Annotated in this window: 17 protein-coding genes; 7 read left to right on the forward strand and 10 right to left on the reverse strand. The window is 65.7% G+C overall.

What is annotated here, in order from left to right:
• The first annotated feature begins 19 nt into the window (after nt 1-19).
• Genes VIG32_09245 through VIG32_09275 form a run of 7 tightly spaced genes read left to right on the forward strand, consistent with a single transcriptional unit; the run spans nt 20 to nt 6,412 of the window.
• The gene (locus VIG32_09245) at nt 20-667 is read left to right on the forward strand and encodes a hypothetical protein (GenBank protein ID HEY8298193.1); all 648 of its coding nucleotides are present in this window, start codon (nt 20-22) and stop codon (nt 665-667) included.
• Between the two features lie 34 nt (nt 668-701).
• The gene (locus VIG32_09250) at nt 702-1,481 is read left to right on the forward strand and encodes an enoyl-ACP reductase (protein HEY8298194.1); all 780 of its coding nucleotides are present in this window, start codon (nt 702-704) and stop codon (nt 1,479-1,481) included.
• Nucleotides 1,478-1,666 (forward strand): hypothetical protein, encoded by a 189-nt coding sequence (locus VIG32_09255; GenBank protein HEY8298195.1) that lies wholly within the window; start codon nt 1,478-1,480, stop codon nt 1,664-1,666. Before VIG32_09250 ends, VIG32_09255 begins: the two co-directional genes overlap by 4 nt.
• Complete coding sequence (locus VIG32_09260) at nt 1,656-3,416, forward strand: acetyl-CoA carboxylase biotin carboxylase subunit (protein ID HEY8298196.1); 1,761 nt, start codon at nt 1,656-1,658, stop codon at nt 3,414-3,416. Before VIG32_09255 ends, VIG32_09260 begins: the two co-directional genes overlap by 11 nt.
• Before the next feature lie 38 nt (nt 3,417-3,454).
• Entirely contained in the window at nt 3,455-5,032 is a 1,578-nt protein-coding gene (locus VIG32_09265; GenBank protein ID HEY8298197.1) for a methylmalonyl-CoA mutase family protein, read from the forward strand.
• Entirely contained in the window at nt 5,033-5,446 is a 414-nt protein-coding gene (gene mce, locus VIG32_09270; protein HEY8298198.1) for a methylmalonyl-CoA epimerase, read from the forward strand.
• Nucleotides 5,447-5,458: 12 nt separating this feature from the next.
• Nucleotides 5,459-6,412, forward strand: a complete 954-nt coding sequence (locus VIG32_09275) for a divergent polysaccharide deacetylase family protein (protein ID HEY8298199.1) — start codon at nt 5,459-5,461, stop codon at nt 6,410-6,412.
• Between the two features lie 196 nt (nt 6,413-6,608).
• Here VIG32_09275 and VIG32_09280 read toward each other — a convergent pair whose 3' ends face one another.
• From VIG32_09280 to VIG32_09325, 10 genes are all read right to left on the reverse strand, one after another.
• Nucleotides 6,609-8,144, reverse strand: coding sequence for a DUF4127 family protein (locus VIG32_09280; protein ID HEY8298200.1), 1,536 nt, complete (start codon nt 8,142-8,144; stop codon nt 6,609-6,611).
• 61 nt (nt 8,145-8,205) lie between these two features.
• The gene (locus tag VIG32_09285; GenBank protein HEY8298201.1) at nt 8,206-8,556 is read right to left on the reverse strand and encodes a hypothetical protein; all 351 of its coding nucleotides are present in this window, start codon (nt 8,554-8,556) and stop codon (nt 8,206-8,208) included.
• Nucleotides 8,557-8,610: 54 nt separating this feature from the next.
• Nucleotides 8,611-9,312 (reverse strand): LrgB family protein, encoded by a 702-nt coding sequence (locus VIG32_09290; GenBank protein HEY8298202.1) that lies wholly within the window; start codon nt 9,310-9,312, stop codon nt 8,611-8,613.
• Nucleotides 9,312-9,584, reverse strand: coding sequence for a CidA/LrgA family protein (locus VIG32_09295; GenBank protein ID HEY8298203.1), 273 nt, complete (start codon nt 9,582-9,584; stop codon nt 9,312-9,314). The genes VIG32_09290 and VIG32_09295 overlap by 1 nt, the downstream gene beginning before the upstream one ends.
• Nucleotides 9,581-10,465, reverse strand: coding sequence for an N-acetylmuramic acid 6-phosphate etherase (locus VIG32_09300; protein ID HEY8298204.1), 885 nt, complete (start codon nt 10,463-10,465; stop codon nt 9,581-9,583). Before VIG32_09300 ends, VIG32_09295 begins: the two co-directional genes overlap by 4 nt.
• The gene (locus VIG32_09305; protein HEY8298205.1) at nt 10,465-11,370 is read right to left on the reverse strand and encodes a BadF/BadG/BcrA/BcrD ATPase family protein; all 906 of its coding nucleotides are present in this window, start codon (nt 11,368-11,370) and stop codon (nt 10,465-10,467) included. Before VIG32_09305 ends, VIG32_09300 begins: the two co-directional genes overlap by 1 nt.
• Entirely contained in the window at nt 11,358-12,503 is a 1,146-nt protein-coding gene (locus VIG32_09310) for an anhydro-N-acetylmuramic acid kinase (GenBank protein HEY8298206.1), read from the reverse strand. The genes VIG32_09305 and VIG32_09310 overlap by 13 nt, the downstream gene beginning before the upstream one ends.
• Entirely contained in the window at nt 12,500-13,540 is a 1,041-nt protein-coding gene (locus VIG32_09315; protein HEY8298207.1) for a serine hydrolase domain-containing protein, read from the reverse strand. Before VIG32_09315 ends, VIG32_09310 begins: the two co-directional genes overlap by 4 nt.
• Nucleotides 13,537-15,069 (reverse strand): beta-N-acetylhexosaminidase, encoded by a 1,533-nt coding sequence (gene nagZ, locus VIG32_09320; protein ID HEY8298208.1) that lies wholly within the window; start codon nt 15,067-15,069, stop codon nt 13,537-13,539. The genes VIG32_09315 and nagZ overlap by 4 nt, the downstream gene beginning before the upstream one ends.
• A complete protein-coding gene (locus tag VIG32_09325) occupies nt 15,066-16,064 on the reverse strand; it encodes an ABC transporter ATP-binding protein (protein ID HEY8298209.1) in 999 nt (332 codons plus the stop codon). Before VIG32_09325 ends, nagZ begins: the two co-directional genes overlap by 4 nt.
• Nucleotides 16,065-16,067 lie beyond the last annotated feature (3 nt).

Genomic DNA, 16,067 nt, shown 5'->3' on the forward strand with positions numbered 1-16,067 from the left:
GCATCCCGGAGCGTAAGCTATGCCGAGCCGCAAGGCCTTTCTGCTCACAACCGCGCTGACCGCAGCCCTGCCCGGCGCCGCGGCGGCGGCAGCCGGCGGCCATCCGTTCGACCGAGCGCGTTTCGAAGCGCGCCTCGCGCGCGATGCGAAGCATCGCCAGTGTTTCGGCGTCACGAAACTCGAGGGCGGGACGGCGCTCGCCAACATGTACAACTCGATCTACGCCTACGAGGTCACGCTCAACGAGGGATCGGGTGCGCTGCATGCCGCGGCGGTGCTCTATCACGGCACGTCGATCGTCATGGCCTTCGATCACGCAACGTGGAACGGGCTGATCTGGCCATCAAAACTCCTCACGCAGAGCGATCTCGGTAAGGATGCTTGGCGCGCAAAACATCGCGACAATCCGTTTTACGGCAGCGCCGCGCGCGACGAGTCGTCGGTTCAAGCGCTCTCGAAGCGCCACGGCGCGTCGTTCTTCGTCTGCAACAATGCGGTGACCGGGATGGCCTCCGAGATTGCGGGCGCGTTGAAGCTGCAAGACGATGCCGTCTACGCGCGCCTGCTCGGCGGCATCGTCCCCGAAGCGATGGTGGTCCCGGCCGGCGTCATGGCGATCAACGCCTGCCAAGAGGCGAAGTTCACCTACATTCAAGCAACGCTCTAGAGGACGCGGCAGGCCGCGCTGGTATCTAGCAGGCGTGAAACTCTTAGAAGGTAAGCGAGCCCTCATCACGGGAGTCGCCAATCGCTGGTCCATCGCCACCGGGATCGCCCGGCAGCTGCACGAACACGGCGCGTCGCTCGCCTTTACCTATCAGGGGGAGCGCGTTAAAGACGAGGTTGCAAAGCTCGCGGCCGAACTCGGCGGCGGCCCGGTCCTCGAATGCGACGTCACGTCGGACGAAGCGCTCCGGACGCTCGCGCGCGACCTGCAGGCGTTTGGAAAACTCGACGCCTTGGTTCATTCGATCGCCTTCGTAAATAAGGAAGACCTCAGCGGTCGCGTGTACGACACCTCGCGCGAGGGATTCAAACTCGCGCTCGACATCTCGTCGTACTCGCTGATCGCACTCGTGCAGGCATTGCGCGAAGGGTTGAACGACGGCGCCTCGATCATGGCGCTTACCTATCTGGGTGCGACGGCGATCGTTCCGAACTATAACGTGGCCGGCATCGCCAAGGCGGCGCTCGAATCGATCGTGCGCTACCTCGCGTTCGATCTAGGCGATCGCGGCATTCGCGTCAACGCGATCTCCGCCGGACCGATCAAGACCGCGAGTTCGCGCCAGGTTGCCGGACTCTCCAAAATGCTCGACGTCGTCGGCGCAACCGCGCCGCTGCGACGCAACGTTACCGCCGACGACGTTGGCAAAACCGCCGTCTATCTCGCATCGGATCTCTCTTCTTCGATCACCGCCGACGTGCACTTCGTCGATGCCGGATTCCATGCCATGGGCATGTTCCCGCCGTCGGCATGACCCTCGGCTTCGTAGGCGCGTCACCGACCGACGACGAGGCTGCGGCGATTCTAGCCGTGCTCCTCGCGCGTGAATCAGAACCCATGGAGACGCCGCGCACGCCGGCGTGGACGCTCGCGCATCGTTTTCCCGACCTCGATCTGGATGAGGTTCGCACGTTACGGATCACGGGCAATGTTCGATAAAATCCTGATCGCGAACCGGGGCGAGATCGCCGTGCGCATCATCCGGACCGCGCACGAGATGAACGTTGCGACCGTCGCCGTGTACTCGGAGATCGACCGCGACGCGACGCACGTTCGCATGGCCGGCGAAGCGTTTTTGCTCGGCCCCGCAGCGCCTTCGCAGAGTTATCTCAACATCGAACGACTCCTCGACGCTGCAGACCGCTCGGGCGCGCAGGCTATCCACCCGGGCTACGGCTTTCTCGCCGAGAACGCCGCCTTCGCGCGCGCCGTGCTCGCGCACGGACTTGCGTGGATCGGCCCGCACCCCGATGCCATCGACGCGATGGGCGACAAAGTGCGCGCGCGACAGGCGATGGTCAAGGCCGGCGTTCCGGTCGTGCCCGGCGGAACCGAACCGATCGCCGATGCCGCCGGAGCCCGCGCCGCGGCGCAAACCTTCGGCCTTCCGCTCGCGCTCAAGGCCTCGGGTGGCGGCGGCGGCAAAGGCCTGAAAGTCGCGCGCACGATGGATGAAGTGGAGTCGGCCTTCACCACCGCACGGCGCGAAGCCGAAGCCTATTTCAAGAACGATACGGTCTACGCCGAGCGCTATCTCGACAATCCCAAGCACGTGGAGCTTCAGGTGCTCGCCGACAAGCACGGTAACGTGGTCCACGTCGGCGAACGCGACTGTTCGCTCCAGCGGCGCCATCAAAAGGTCTGGGAAGAAGCGCCGGCAACGATCTCGCAACGCGTGCGCGACGGCATGCGCGAAGCCGGGATTCGCGCGGCGCGAGCGATCGACTACGACAGTGTCGGAACGATCGAATGTCTGGTCTCCGGCGACGATTTCTTCTTTCTCGAGATGAACACGCGCATTCAAGTGGAGCACACGGTCACCGAGATGATCGCCGGAATCGATCTGATTCGCGAGCAAATCAGGGTCGCCGCAGGCGAGCCGCTCGGCTACGCGCAGGACGCGATCGTTTTCCGCGGCCACGCGATCGAGGGACGGGTCAACGCGGAAGACCCCGCGCAGAATTTCCGCCCCGCGCCCGGTACGATTACCGCGTATCGCGAACCGGCGGGTCTCGGCGTGCGAGTCGATTCCGCCGCCTATGCCGGCTGCACGATCTCACCGGACTACGACTCGATGATCGCCAAGCTCGTGGTCTGGGCGCCGACGCGCCCCGAGGCCATCGCACGATTTCGCCGCGCCATCGACGAGTACGCAATCGCGGGCGTGCCGACCACGCTCCCACTCCTGCGCGCGCTCTGCGATGAGCCTGCGGTGCGCGATGCAAGCTACGGAACCGCAACGCTCGAAGCGTTCGCCGCCGAGCGATTTGCCGGTGGCGCAAACGCGTCCGCTGCGCAGGGCCTCGCGCAAACCGGGGCGGCGCCAAACGTCGCCGCGAGCGATGAGATCGTGCGCGTCGAGATCAACGACAAACTCTACCGCGTTCGCGTGCTCGATCGGCCCGTGCAGGCTTCGCGCGGGGCGGGGAAAGTCGCGCCGCGTACCGCCTCGGCCAAACGCAATGCGGCCGCGAGCGGCAACGACGTGCGATCGCCGATGCACGGCGTGGTCGTGGAGGTGCCGGTCAACGCCGGCGATGCGGTCGTCGAGGGTCAGGTCGTGGCCATCGTCGAGGCGATGAAAATGATGAACGAGATTCGCGCGCACCGTGCGGGCACGGCAACGAAGATTCACGCTCAAAAAGGCGAGACGGTCGAAGCGGCGAGCACGCTCGTGACGATCGAGTAGAGCGTTCGCGGCAGCTGAAGGCGAATACCGTTTCCGACATGGCCCGCGACCTCAACGATTCCGGCATCCCGCTGCGACCGGTCTACGACCGCATCGGCGACGAGCCGCACGATCTCGGTACGCCCGGAACCTTTCCGTTCGCGCGCGGCGTGCGCAAGGATATGTATCGCGGCCGTTTGTGGACGATGCGTCAGTACGCGGGATTCGCCACGGCGGCGGAATCGAACGCTCGCTACCGCTACTTACTCGAGCACGGTACGACCGGCCTTTCGGTCGCATTCGATCTGCCGACCCAACTCGGCTACGATTCCGACGCGCCGCAGGCGCGCGGCGAAGTCGGCAAAGTGGGCGTCGCGATCGACAGCGTTGCCGATGTGGAGACGCTTTTCGACGGAATTCCCCTCGATGAAGTTACCGTTTCGATGACGATCAACGCGCCGGCCGCGATCGTGCTCGCGATGGTGCTCGCCGTCGCCCGGCGTCGCGGCATCGCCTTCGAGAAACTCGGCGGCACCATTCAGAACGACGTGCTCAAAGAGTACGTCGCGCGCGGCACGTATATTTATCCGCCCGCGCCGTCCATGCGCCTGGTCACCGACGTCATGGCCTACTGCGCCCGGGAAGTTCCGCAGTGGAACACGATCTCGATCTCCGGCTATCACATTCGCGAGGCCGGCTCGACCGCGCTCGAAGAGATCGCGTTCACGCTTTCGAACGGCAAAGCCTATCTGCGCGCCGCCCGAGACGCCGGCATCGATCCCGACACCATCGCGCCACGGCTTTCGTTCTTTTGGAACGCTCACAACGATTTCTTTGAAGAAGTGGCAAAGTTTCGCGCCGCCCGCTATCTCTGGGCGCACATCACGCGCGACGAATTCGGCTGCCTCGACCCGCGTTCGCAGATGCTGCGCGCACATGCCCAGACGGCCGGCTCGACGCTGACCGCGCAGGAGCCGGAGAACAACGTCGTGCGCGTGACGCTGCAGGCACTCGCGGCCGTTCTCGGCGGCACGCAGTCGCTGCATACCAACGGCAAGGACGAGGCGCTCGCGCTGCCCACGGCCGAATCGGCGAAGCTCGCACTGCGCACGCAGCAGATCATCGCTTACGAGAGCGGCGTCGCCGACGTCGTCGATCCGCTCGCCGGATCGTACTATGTGGAGAGCCTGACCAACGATTTGATCGCGCGCGCGCAAGCGCTCATCGCCGAAGTCGACGCCTTGGGCGGCGCCGTCGCCGCGATCGAGAGCGGCTGGATGCAGACGCGCATCGCCGATTCGGCGTACCGCGCGCAGCAAGCCATCGAAAGCGGCGAGGCGGTGGTGGTGGCGGTCAATCGCTTTGCCGAGAGCGGCAAAAGCGTTCGCATCCCGCTGCAGCGGATCGGCGAAGCCGTCGAACGCGATCAGAGCGCTCGCCTGCAGGCGTTTCGCGCGCACCGCGATGCGGCGCTGGTCGAGGAAAGGCTGGCGGCGGTTCGCGCCGCCGCAGCGGGCACTGAGAACCTGATGCCGCGATTCGTCGACGCCGTCGACGCCGGCGCGACGCTCGGCGAGGTCTGCAATGTTTTACGCGACGTCTTCGGCGTCTATCGCGCGCGAGAGATCGTAGCCTAAGTGCGGATCGACCACATCGCCATCGTCGTGCGCGATCTCGACGCAACGATCGAGCTCTACACGCAAACCCTCGGCTTCGAACAGATCTATCGCGAGATCGTCGCCGATCAAGGCGTCGAGGCGGTCGGTCTGAGGGCCGGTGAAAGCGTCATCGAACTGCTGCGGCCGCTCGATGAGACCTCGCCGATCGCGCGCTATCGCGGCGACGCCGCGACGAAGCTTCACCATACGGCGTATCGCGTAGACGACCTCGTCGGCGAACTCGCGCGACTAAAAGCCGCCGGCGTACGTTTACTCGACGAACATCCGCGTGCGGGCGCTCACGGAAATCGCATCGCGTTTCTCCATCCCAAGAGCACGCTGGGCGTGCTCGTCGAACTCTGCCAACCCGCTACCGCAACACCCACCGCGTGACCGTAGGAGTCCATGGCTCGCAAACGTAGACGCCGCGGCGCCGGCCGCCTCAAGCCCTTGCCCGTGTTGTTTCTTCTGCTTATCGCGGCGCTCGTGATTTGGGCGCTGCTCCCCCGCCACGCGCCCAACCATCGCACGCGCGGCACGACTGTGGCGCAGACGACCGCCGCGCCGATCGCTACACCCGCGTCCACCGTTGAAGCGACCGCAACGCCGGAGGCTTCGCCATCGGCCGAGTCGAGCGCGACGCCCGCCCCCGCCCTCACGCTCGCACCGCGCGCCACGCAGGCACCCGCCTACACGGGAAACGCGCCGGTCGTCGCCATCATCGTTGACGATTGCGGCCAGTGGCTCGATACCGAACGCGGCTACATCGCGCTGCCGATTCCGCTCACGATGTCGGTGCTGCCCCACGTGCGATACGGAACCCTCATTGCGAACGAAGCGCAAGCCGCCGGCAAAGGGGTGATGCTGCATCTTCCGATGGAACCGATTTCGCATATCAATCCGGGACCGGGCGAGATCAAGACGGCGATGGGCGATGCCGCCATCGTCGCGCAGACCGAGAACGACGTCGCGCAAGTTCCGCTGGCAACCGGCGTGAACAATCACGAAGGCAGCGAAGCAAGCGCCGATCCACGCGTGATGAACGACGTGATGGGCGTGGTCAAAGCGCACGGCCTCTTCTTCATCGACTCGATGACCTCGGCGAAATCGGTCGCCAAACAAACCGCACAGACCGACGGCGTACCGACCGCCGCTCGCGACGTCTTTCTCGACAACCAAGACGATGTGGCCTACAGCGAGTCGATGCTCGCCCGCGCCGTCGCCGTAGCAAAGGCTAACGGCTCGGCCATCGCCATCGGCCACCCGCGCCCCACGACCCTCGAAGCCCTCCGCGTTATGTACCCCAAGATGCAAGCCGAAGGCATCCACTTCGTCCTCGCCTCACAACTCGTACGTTAATGCGCGGTCGGCAAAGCGCGTAACAGGCGCCCTTCGACAAGCTCAGGATGACAAGGGTCGGACCATGCCCTATTATTTTGAGCTGACGGTGCGTTTTGTTATGTTGAGCTGGCGGTGCGTTTTGTCATGTGAGCCGACAGCGCGTTTTTGTCATGCTGAGCCTGTCGAAGCACGGGCGCTAGCAGGTCGCTCGGTGTTAGCGCGCCGGCAAACCTGGGGCGAGGCGGACTTCGATTTCGGTTTCGAAGGTGCGGTCCCATGGGAGGGTGATGCGCATGTCGGCGATGTGATAGCCCGGATAGATTTGGCCGAGGATATCGACGGCGCGGTTCCAGAGTTCGGCGTTATTTCGTTCGGTGATCGGCGTGGCTTGATCGGGCAACAGATACGTGTGATCCGTAATGCCTTGAGCCGTTAGCGTTGCGTTGAGGTCGGGGCGAACGTAGTCGTGAAAGAGATAGTCGTCCATGTAACGGTCGAAGGTGAAATCGGCGTGCGCGATCGCGTTGTAGCGGTGCGAGCGGCGGCCCACGCCGGCGGCGATCGCTTCGGCGAGCGCGGTACCCACCGTGTTGGCGTTGGTATTCCACGACGAATACGCGTCGATCTTCCCCGCAATGCCGGCTTGCATCATCGATTGAACGAACTCCGATTGGTGAACGAAGCTGCCCTCCAGGAACGTAAGGTCGGCGAGCGCCACCGATTTGCCCGCGGAAACGTCGCCCTGCATCGATGCAAGAAGCGAGGCGTCGTGTGCCGGGTCGGTCTTGGGCACGCGAACGTAGAGCGTAAGGTCGGGCGCCGTGTCGTCGCGCACGCCGCCGCAAAGTCCGATTAGCCCGTCGATCGCCGTTTCGATCGGGGCGAATTCGAGTGGATCGTTGAACGCGGCGCCGTCGGGCATCGAGTATCGCACGGCAACGTGCGGCGTCCATGCGATGCCGCGATCTAAGGCCTGCGCGATCATCGCCATTCCGAGTTCGTCGGCGCCGGGTTCGATCGCAACGCGATCGGCGATCCCGAGCTGCGCGACTTCGGCTTTCAATGCGCGCACGTCTTTGAGATGCAAGCCGACCGGGCCGGCGTCGTCCTGGCCGAGCACGGTACGATCGATCGGTCCGTTCGAAGTGAGTTGCAGAATCTTCAAATCGACCTCGAGATTTCGTGTGCGCGTGTCGAGGTAGGCTTGCAGTATCGGCTCGCCGATCAACTGCCGCAGTTCTTGCGCCCGCGCCGCTTCACTCGGGAGCGGCGGATCGTGCAGGTTCGCATACTCCTGGAGATATTTCCACGCCGGGTACGCAGCGAAGAAATCTTTCGCCGGGCCGAGCGCCGGAACGCCGGTCGGAGCCAAGCGCATCACCGTGCCGAACGCACCGAGCCACGCCTTGGGATGTTCGGCACGCAAATGCGCGAGTTCGCGCAATCGCGAGTACGCATCGGCATAGGTAACGCCGGGAATGCGCGAGGCGACCAGGCCGCCGTAGGCGAGCATGTCGGTCGAAACGACGAAGTCGCCGGCGTGCTGCCCCGCCGGGCCGTTGAGCCACGCGATGATCGCTTCGGGATTCCCAGGCGTAAGATAGTTCCCCAGATCGGCACGCGGCGGCGTCGACACCGCTCGCCCGGCGATCGCGCCCAAGAGCACGGGCAGTTGCCGCGTGACCGGCCGATCGTCGAGGGGCACGAATGCAATCGGGAGCAGAGCAAGCAAAAGCGCCGCAATTTTCATTACGGCGCTTTTTCGCCCATACCGACGCTTTAGACTGCCTGTCTCGAATTACGGGGAGATCTTAGTTCTTGGTGTAGTAGAGCGCCCGGCCGTGATGTCCGTAAACGAAGACCTTGGCGGCGTGGCGCACGCCGAGCGATTGCGTGTAGATCACGTGAACGCGCGCTCCGGGTTTAAGGTCTTTGGTTTGAACCGTCGTGCCGTCTTCGAGATCGACGAATTTCGGCCACGAAAGAAACGACACGTCGGCCGGAACGCCGTCCGTGCAATGCACGCGAACGTTCTCGAGCGACACGTGATCGATCCAACCGTGGCATTGCTTGTATTTTCCGCCCGGCGGAACCGCCGCGGCGGGTAGGAACGAGCCGAGCACTACCGCGGTGCTGAGAACAATGCCGAATACATAGCGCATAAGCGAATCCTCCGCACGGATTCTACCCGAGAACCCCCACCTTTCAAACGGATGCTAGCGCGAGAACCAGGCCAACAGCAGATGAAACACGGGCGGCAAGAGGAGCGCCGTTGCGATTGCGTTGAGTCCCAAAGCGAGGCCCGAAAACGTTCCGGCGAGCACGTCGATCGCAAGCGCGCGCGCCGTCCCGATTCCGTGCGAGGCGATGCCGATGCCGAATCCGCGAAAACGCCGATCGTGCTTCGCACCGAGAATCATCGGCGCGAACATCGCTCCGATCACGCCGCTCACGATCGCGAACGCGGCCGTAAGCGTCGGCGAACCGCCGATCTGCGCGCTCACGATCATGGCGACTGGCGTCGTCACCGACTTCGGAGCGAGCGATCGCAACACCACGTCGGGCAGTCCGAAAACGTGCGCACAGAGCACGGCGGTAAGCACGGCCGTGGCGGAGCCGCAGAGCAGCGCGACGCCCAGCGGAAGTGCGGACCGGCGTATGATAGCGGCGTTACGAAAGAGCGGAACCGCGAGCGCGATCGTCGCGGGAGTCAAAAGAAACGAGATTGGCCACGCAGCCGCCGCGTAACGCTCGTACGGAATATGCAGCGCGTAGAGCGCGGCACCGATAAGGAGCATCGAGGTTAAGACCGGATTGAGCAGCGGATGGTCTCGACCCGCGCGCGAGAGCCGCTCCATGAGCAGGTAAACGCCGATCGTTACCGCGCAGCCTACGATCATATCGAGTATATCGAGCATTACGTCCGCTCTTGCACGCGCGCGATCGCGCCTCCGACGAGCGCGGTTACGAGAATTGCGAGCGCGACGGAGAGCACCAGCGCGACGGCGAGTCCCAGCCAATATACGCGAATCAACGCGAGGTATCGGATGACGCCGACACCCGCCGGCACGAAAAAGAGCGGAAACCATCGTAAGAGCCAGCGGCTCGTAAGATCGATCGGCGGATCGACCCGGCGGCGAAGAAAGAGCAGAGCGAGCAGGGCGAGCAGACCGCCGACTGCGAGGCTCACAGGCTCGCGCGCAAATCCCCGCCGTGCGCGTCGAGCACCGCACGCGCCGCCGGCGCGTCGACGCCGTGGCTCGCCATAACGACCGCGATCTTCACGCGACCGTCGGCCGCGTCGAGCAACGCTTGCGCGCGCTCGGGATCCACATGCGCGATCCGTTCGACCAAACGTCGCGCCCGCTGGCGCAGCTTGTGATTGGTCGCGACGACGTCGACCATCAAGTTGTCGTAGACTTTCCCCAAGCGAACCATCGTCGCGGTCGAAAGCGTGTTGAGCAGTACTTTCTGCGACGTGCCGGCTTTGAGGCGCGTCGATCCGGTCAGCGGCTCGGCGCCGGTCAACAACGCGATGCCCAGATCGGCTGCCGCGAGCAGCGGTGCGCCGGCGGAGTTGGCTACCCCGAGCGTCCACGCGCCGATCGAACGTGCTTCGGCGATCGCGCGCACCACGTACGGCGCACCGCCGCTCGCCGAGATACCCACCACGGCATCGCCCGGCAGCACGTGCCCGCGCATCGCGCGCACGCCGGCTTCGCCGTCGTCCTCAGCCCCTTCCGCCGCCCGCGTGAGCGCCGGCAGATCGCCGGCGATATGCCCGCACACGAGTCGCGGATCGGTCCCGAAGGTCGGCGGCATCTCGGATGCATCCAAGAAACCGAGCCGCCCGCTCGTTCCCGCGCCGACGTAGTGCAGGTGACCGCCGGCGCGCAGACGCGGCGCGATCTCGTCAACCGCTCGGGCGATCGCGGCGCTCTGCGCGACGACCGCATCGACGGCGGCGCGATGTTCGTCGGCCAGCACGTGAACCAAGTCGGCGGTTTGCAGCGCATCGAGTCCGCTGGTTCGCGGATTGACCGCTTCGGTCTGCGGCAGGCCGTCGTGCATCACTCGCTCGCCAGTCGTTCGGCCGCGGCGAGTGCGCCAGCGTAGGGTTCCACCGCTTCTTTGCGGATCGGCATGTGTGGGAATTCGTTCTGCAAACGGGTCTCCAGCAGGTACGTGAGCATACTGTTGCGCCGCAAAAGGCCTCCGGCAAAGACGATCGGCACGCTCGGCGCGTCGAAACCCGCTTTGCGAATCACGGCTTTGAGTAACTCCGCGAGATCGAGCGCGGCCACCTGTAAGATCTTGGTCGCGGCGCGCTCGCCCGCGTTGGCGGATTCCAGCACGATTGGCGCGAGGGCGGCGATGCGCGTGACCGGGTTCGGCGAGCCGTAGATCCGATCGATCGCGGCAATGGCGTCGGCCACATCGAGCTCGGCCGCGAGTGCCTGCACGAATGCATCCTGCGGCGCGCGCCCGTCGAACGCGCGTACGAGCGTTTTGAGGGCCGCCTGTCCGATTGCAAAGCCCGAACCTTCGTCGCCCGCCAGGTAGCCGAAGCCGCCGCTGCGATACGCGCGATTGTCGCGCTCCGCATACGCGATCGAGCCGGTTCCGGCAATTACGACCGCGCCGTCACCGGCCGGCACGACCGCGCGCAGCGCGATGAACGCGTCGTCGCGCACGAGCACGCGCGCCGGCGCGAACCGCGCGCGAATTGTCCCCTCGATCGCCGACGCGACGCCCGAACGGCCGGCTCCGGCGGCGCCCACGACGATTGCATCGGGCATCGCGCCGTCGAGGACGGCGAGGATCGTCTGCACGATCGTCTCGCTCGCGGGTTCGACGCCGCGCGAACTCGCATTGGCCGCGGCTCCCTCGTGCGTTCGCTGCAGTTTACCATCGCGCGCGATCGCGGCGATCGTCGAGGTTCCCCCGGCGTCGACGCCGATCGTTACCGTCGGCATTCGGCCTCCAGCGTTTCGAGAAGGGCGCGCAGGTTGTGCGGCGCGATCGCTCCGAGCGGCACGGTGCGCGCGGCGCCGGTGACGCGCGGAACGTTGGCCGCGCGTTCGCGCAGCGTTTCGTAGCCGAGAATCGCGAACGCGATCGCTTCTTTGGCATCCGGGTCGAGCATTGCCGTCGATGGTTCGACAACGAAGCCCGTAAGCCGTTCTGCCAGCCCGCGCAGGATCGCCGCATTGCGCGCGCCGCCGCCGCTGATGAGAACGCGGGCGCCCGGCGGCGCGTGCGTTCGAATCGCATCCGCCAGCGTCGCCGCCGTGAGCGCGGTCAGCGTCGCGGCGCCGTCCTCGAGCGAAAGCGCATCCAACGCGCGGGCGTGAGCGGCGAGAAACTGCGCTCCGAAGCGCTCCCGGCCGGTCGTTTTCGGCGGAGCCTGCGCGAAGTACGCATCGTCGAGCATCGCCGCAAGAGCGGTTCGGTCGGCAACGCCGGCCGCGGCTAGCGCGCCGCCGGCGTCGTACGCGTGGGTTCCGTCGGTGCGCTCGCGCACGAACGCGTCGATCAGCATATTTCCCGGCCCGCTATCGAAGGCGATCACCTCGGGCGGTGCGACGCCGCGACGCAAGACCGTAAGATTCGCGATGCCGCCGATATTAACGGCGACGCGATCTTCAACGCCGCTCGCGAGCAGTAGCGCATCGACATAGGGCACGAGCGGCGCGCCGTGCCCGCCGGCGGCCACGTCGGCGCTGCGAAAATCGAAGCAGACCGTCACGCCCAGCGTTTCGCGAATCGCGAACGGGTCCGCGACCTGCAGCGTGAAGTGCCGATCGCCGTCGTGCCAGAGTGTCTGACCGTGCGAAGCGACGTAGTCGACGTGCCGCCCCCGCAGAAGCGTTTGCGCGGCGTGCGCGAACGCCTCACCGAGCCGGCGGTGCAGCGCGGCGACATCCTCCACCGAACCCGTATTCGGCGGGAGCGCGGCCGTCAGTTCCGCGCGCAGATCGGCTGAAAACGGCGTCGTCGTGAAATCGAGAAGCTCGACGTCGTATCCGGCGCCGTGCGGAACGATTCGGCAGAGTGCGGCGTCGATACCGTCGAGCGACGTACCGCTCATCAGCCCGACGGCGATCATGCGGCGGCGATGGCGTCGTAGAAGGCGGCGCGCAGATCGCGCGTGTCGCGACGGCCGAAATAGACGCTGTTCGTCAGCAGTACGCCCGAAATATCGCGCGCCGGATCCGCCCACACGCACGTTCCGACGAATCCCGTGTGCCCGAACGTCTGCGCCGAGAGCGTGCGGCCGCACGAGTTCTCGTCGCTCGTCTTGAGCGCCCATCCGAGTCCGCGGCGCAAAATCGGATCGAACGCGATCTCGCGAGTCGCCTCGCGCACGAGCGATTCGGGAAGGAAGCCCGGCGCGCGTCCGCAGAGCGGCCCGAGATAGTGTTCGGTGAGCCGCGCAACGTCGGCGGCCGTTCCAAAGATGCCGGCGTGACCGGCGACGCCGCCCATGAGATAGGCCTTTTCGTCGTGTACTTCGCCCTGCACGCGTCCGCGCCAGCCGTCATCTTCGGTAGCCGGGATCGCCGGCCGCTGCGTTGCGGCGGGTCGAAAGATCGCATCGAGCGCGGGCATGCGATCGCGAAGCAACGCCGGCAACGCGCGTCCCGTCGCTCGCGTCAACAGTTCGCCGAGCGCGATGAAGCCGAGATCGCTGTAGATAACGCGCTCGCCCGGCGGCGCGACGAGTTCGCGTTCGAGCGTGTAGGCAACGACGTCGTGTCCGAGCAGTTGGCGATAGTCGGCGCCGGAGTTCATGCCGGCATCGTGCGCGAGCAACATGCGCAAGCTAATGGAAGCGTGCTCGTTGCCGGCCCATTCGGGAATCCGCTTTCCAAGCGGCTCGTCGAGGTCGAGCACGCCGTCGGCAACCAGCGCGAGCGCGAGCGTCGAGACGAAGATCTTGGTAATCGACGCAAGATCGAAAGAGGTATCGACGTAGATCGGCTCGCCGAACGCGTCGTCGCGCGTACGGCCGTACGCGCGTTCGAAGACGGGTCGGCCGCCGCGCTCGACGCGCGCGACCGCCGCCGTGAATTGCGTGCCGCAGGCATCCTGCAGCAACGCCTCCACCGCAGCGAACTCCGGGGCAATAGCCGTGCGCGTCATCCTTCGACGAGCGCGGGTGCGGCGATCGGGAGCCGGCCCCGAGCCGGCACGTCACCAAAGAGCACGTCGGCGAGGCCGGCAATGCTCGGAGCGTCGTCGCCATACGTGCAGACGACCGTACGGGCCTGCGGAAACTCAAACGCATCGTACGGCTCGCGGGCCGATACGAGCAGCGCCTCGGGATATTGCGCCAGAATCCGATCGATGGCGCGAGCCTGCTCCGGATAGAGGTGCGCGCGACGCATCAGCACGACGGGCCGACGCCGCGTCTGCGCGAGTCGCGCGAGCAGTTCGTCGATCTGTGAAACCGGCGGTTCGAGCGCCGCGCGCAATTCCTCGAGATCGGTCGCATGCAATGCGAGCGAGGCGTGCTCGCTATGCGTTCCGACGACCCCCTCGGTCGTCGTGCCTTCAAAACTTACGACGATGCTTTGTGCGGCCGCGGCCCGAGCCTCGCCGCGCAAACAGGTAACGGCGGCCTGGCCAATCTCGCGACCTACGCCCGCGGCCGGCGGCGCCGCGTCGAGCGGTACGGGAGACGCGAGCGAACGCCGGAAACGCATCACGCGATCGTGCGCTTCTCGCAGACGCGCTTCGGGCAAGCTTTCATCTTCCACCGCTGCGGCGATGAGTTCGACAGCTTCCCCGGCGGTGGTAATGCTGTGCGAGATCAACGCACAATCGGCGCCGGCGATCAGCGCGAGCACGGCACCGCGAGCGGTGCCGACGGTCTTTGCGATCGCGTCCATCTGCATGCAGTCGGTAAAACAGACGCCCTTGAAGCCGATCTCGTCACGCAGCAAACCGGTGAGAATGCGCGGCGAAAGCGTGGCGGGCCGATCCGGATCGAGAGCGCGGAAAACGATATGTGCCGTCATCACCGACTGCGCTTCGGGCAGCAAGGCTTTGAACGGCAGCAGATCGCGCGCGCGTAAGGTCTCGAGCGTCTCGTCGATCGCCGGGAGCCCGAGATGCGAATCCTCCGCGGTCGAACCGTGTCCGGGAAAGTGTTTGTAGGTCGTCGCGATACCGGCACCGCGCATCCCGCGAGCGGCCGCGCCGGCAAGTTCGATGACCAGCGCCGGGTCGTCGCTAAACGCACGCGCACCGATCGCGGTGTTCGCGCTCTGCAGCGCCAAATCGAGCACCGGCGCGAAATCGAGATTGACGCCCGCGCGTCGCAGATCGAAGGCGAGCGCTTCGCCGGCCCGGCGGGCAAGCGCCGCATCCCGCGTAGCGCCGACCGCCATCATCGACGGAATCTCTTCCACGCGGTCGCGCAAACGCGCGACGCGGCCGCCTTCTTGATCGATCGCAACGATCGGCGGATGTTCCGCATCGCCGAGTATCTCGCGAATGCGATCGGTCAGCGCGCGCGTCTGCGCGAGCGATTCGACGTTGCGGCCAAAGAGAATCAGCCCGGCCACCGGCGTCGCTCGCAGCTGTGCTTCGAACGCGGCGTCGATTGTGACGCCGTCGAACCCGGTACAAAGTACGCCCGCCGCCATGCGGCGGATATCGTCGGTCATCGTCTCGCTTTCCCAGTAGAGTTATCGAACCTGCGCACGTGCGCGGTCGGAAATTCCATCGCGAGCGGCGCCCCGAGTGCGGGGCGATCGTGCCACGTTTGCGGCATACGCGCGAGCACGTCGCCGCGCGGCGTCGATACCCGCACGTACCAATCCGAGCCGCCCCGCTCGTACCCCGCGACTTCTCCTCGCACCGCACCATCGTCGCGCAGGACGACGTGCTCGGGTCGTATTCCAATCGTTTCCATCGTGTCTTGCAACAGATTCATCTGCGGCGTTCCGAAAAACCTGGCAACTCGCAGATCGACGGGCGAATCGTAGAGCGCCTGCGGCTGCCCGCACTGCACGATACGTCCGTCGATAAGGATTGCGAGTTCGTCGGCGACGGCAAACGCTTCAACGTGGTCGTGCGTGACGTAAATGGCCGGCCCTGAAAACCGCGCGCGAAACCCGACGAACTGCGAGCGGACGTGCGCTCGCAACTCGGGATCGAGATGCGCGAGGGGTTCGTCGAGCGCGAGAACTTGCGGATCGCTCAGAATCGCGCGCGCGATCGAGGCGCGCTGCCGCTCGCCGCCCGAGAGGCGGGCCGGGCGTTCGCGCAGGTGCGCCGAGATCGCCAACGCATCGGCGACTTCGCGCACGCGTCGCTCGATCTGCGATTCGCCCGCACGGCGCAACCGCATCGAGAACGCCAGATTCTCGAAGATCGTCAGATGCGGGAAGAGCGCGTCGTCTTGAAAGACGAGGGCCACACCGCGCCGTTCGGCGGGCACATCGGCGATCTCGCGTCCGCCCAGCATGATGCTCCCCGAATCGAGCGATTCGAGGCCGGCGAGCAGGCGCAGCAACGTGCTTTTCCCCGCTCCCGAGGGGCCCAACACGACCAGCGTCCGTCCTTCGGCCACAGAAAACGAAACGCCGTCGAGCACTGCTCGACGGCCCCGACGGTCCGAATACGATTTATGAAGGTTTTCCGCGACGACGGCGGCCACCAG

The sequence above is a fragment of the Candidatus Baltobacteraceae bacterium genome, from assembly GCA_036559195.1.
Classification (GTDB): domain Bacteria; phylum Vulcanimicrobiota; class Vulcanimicrobiia; order Vulcanimicrobiales; family Vulcanimicrobiaceae; genus JALYTZ01.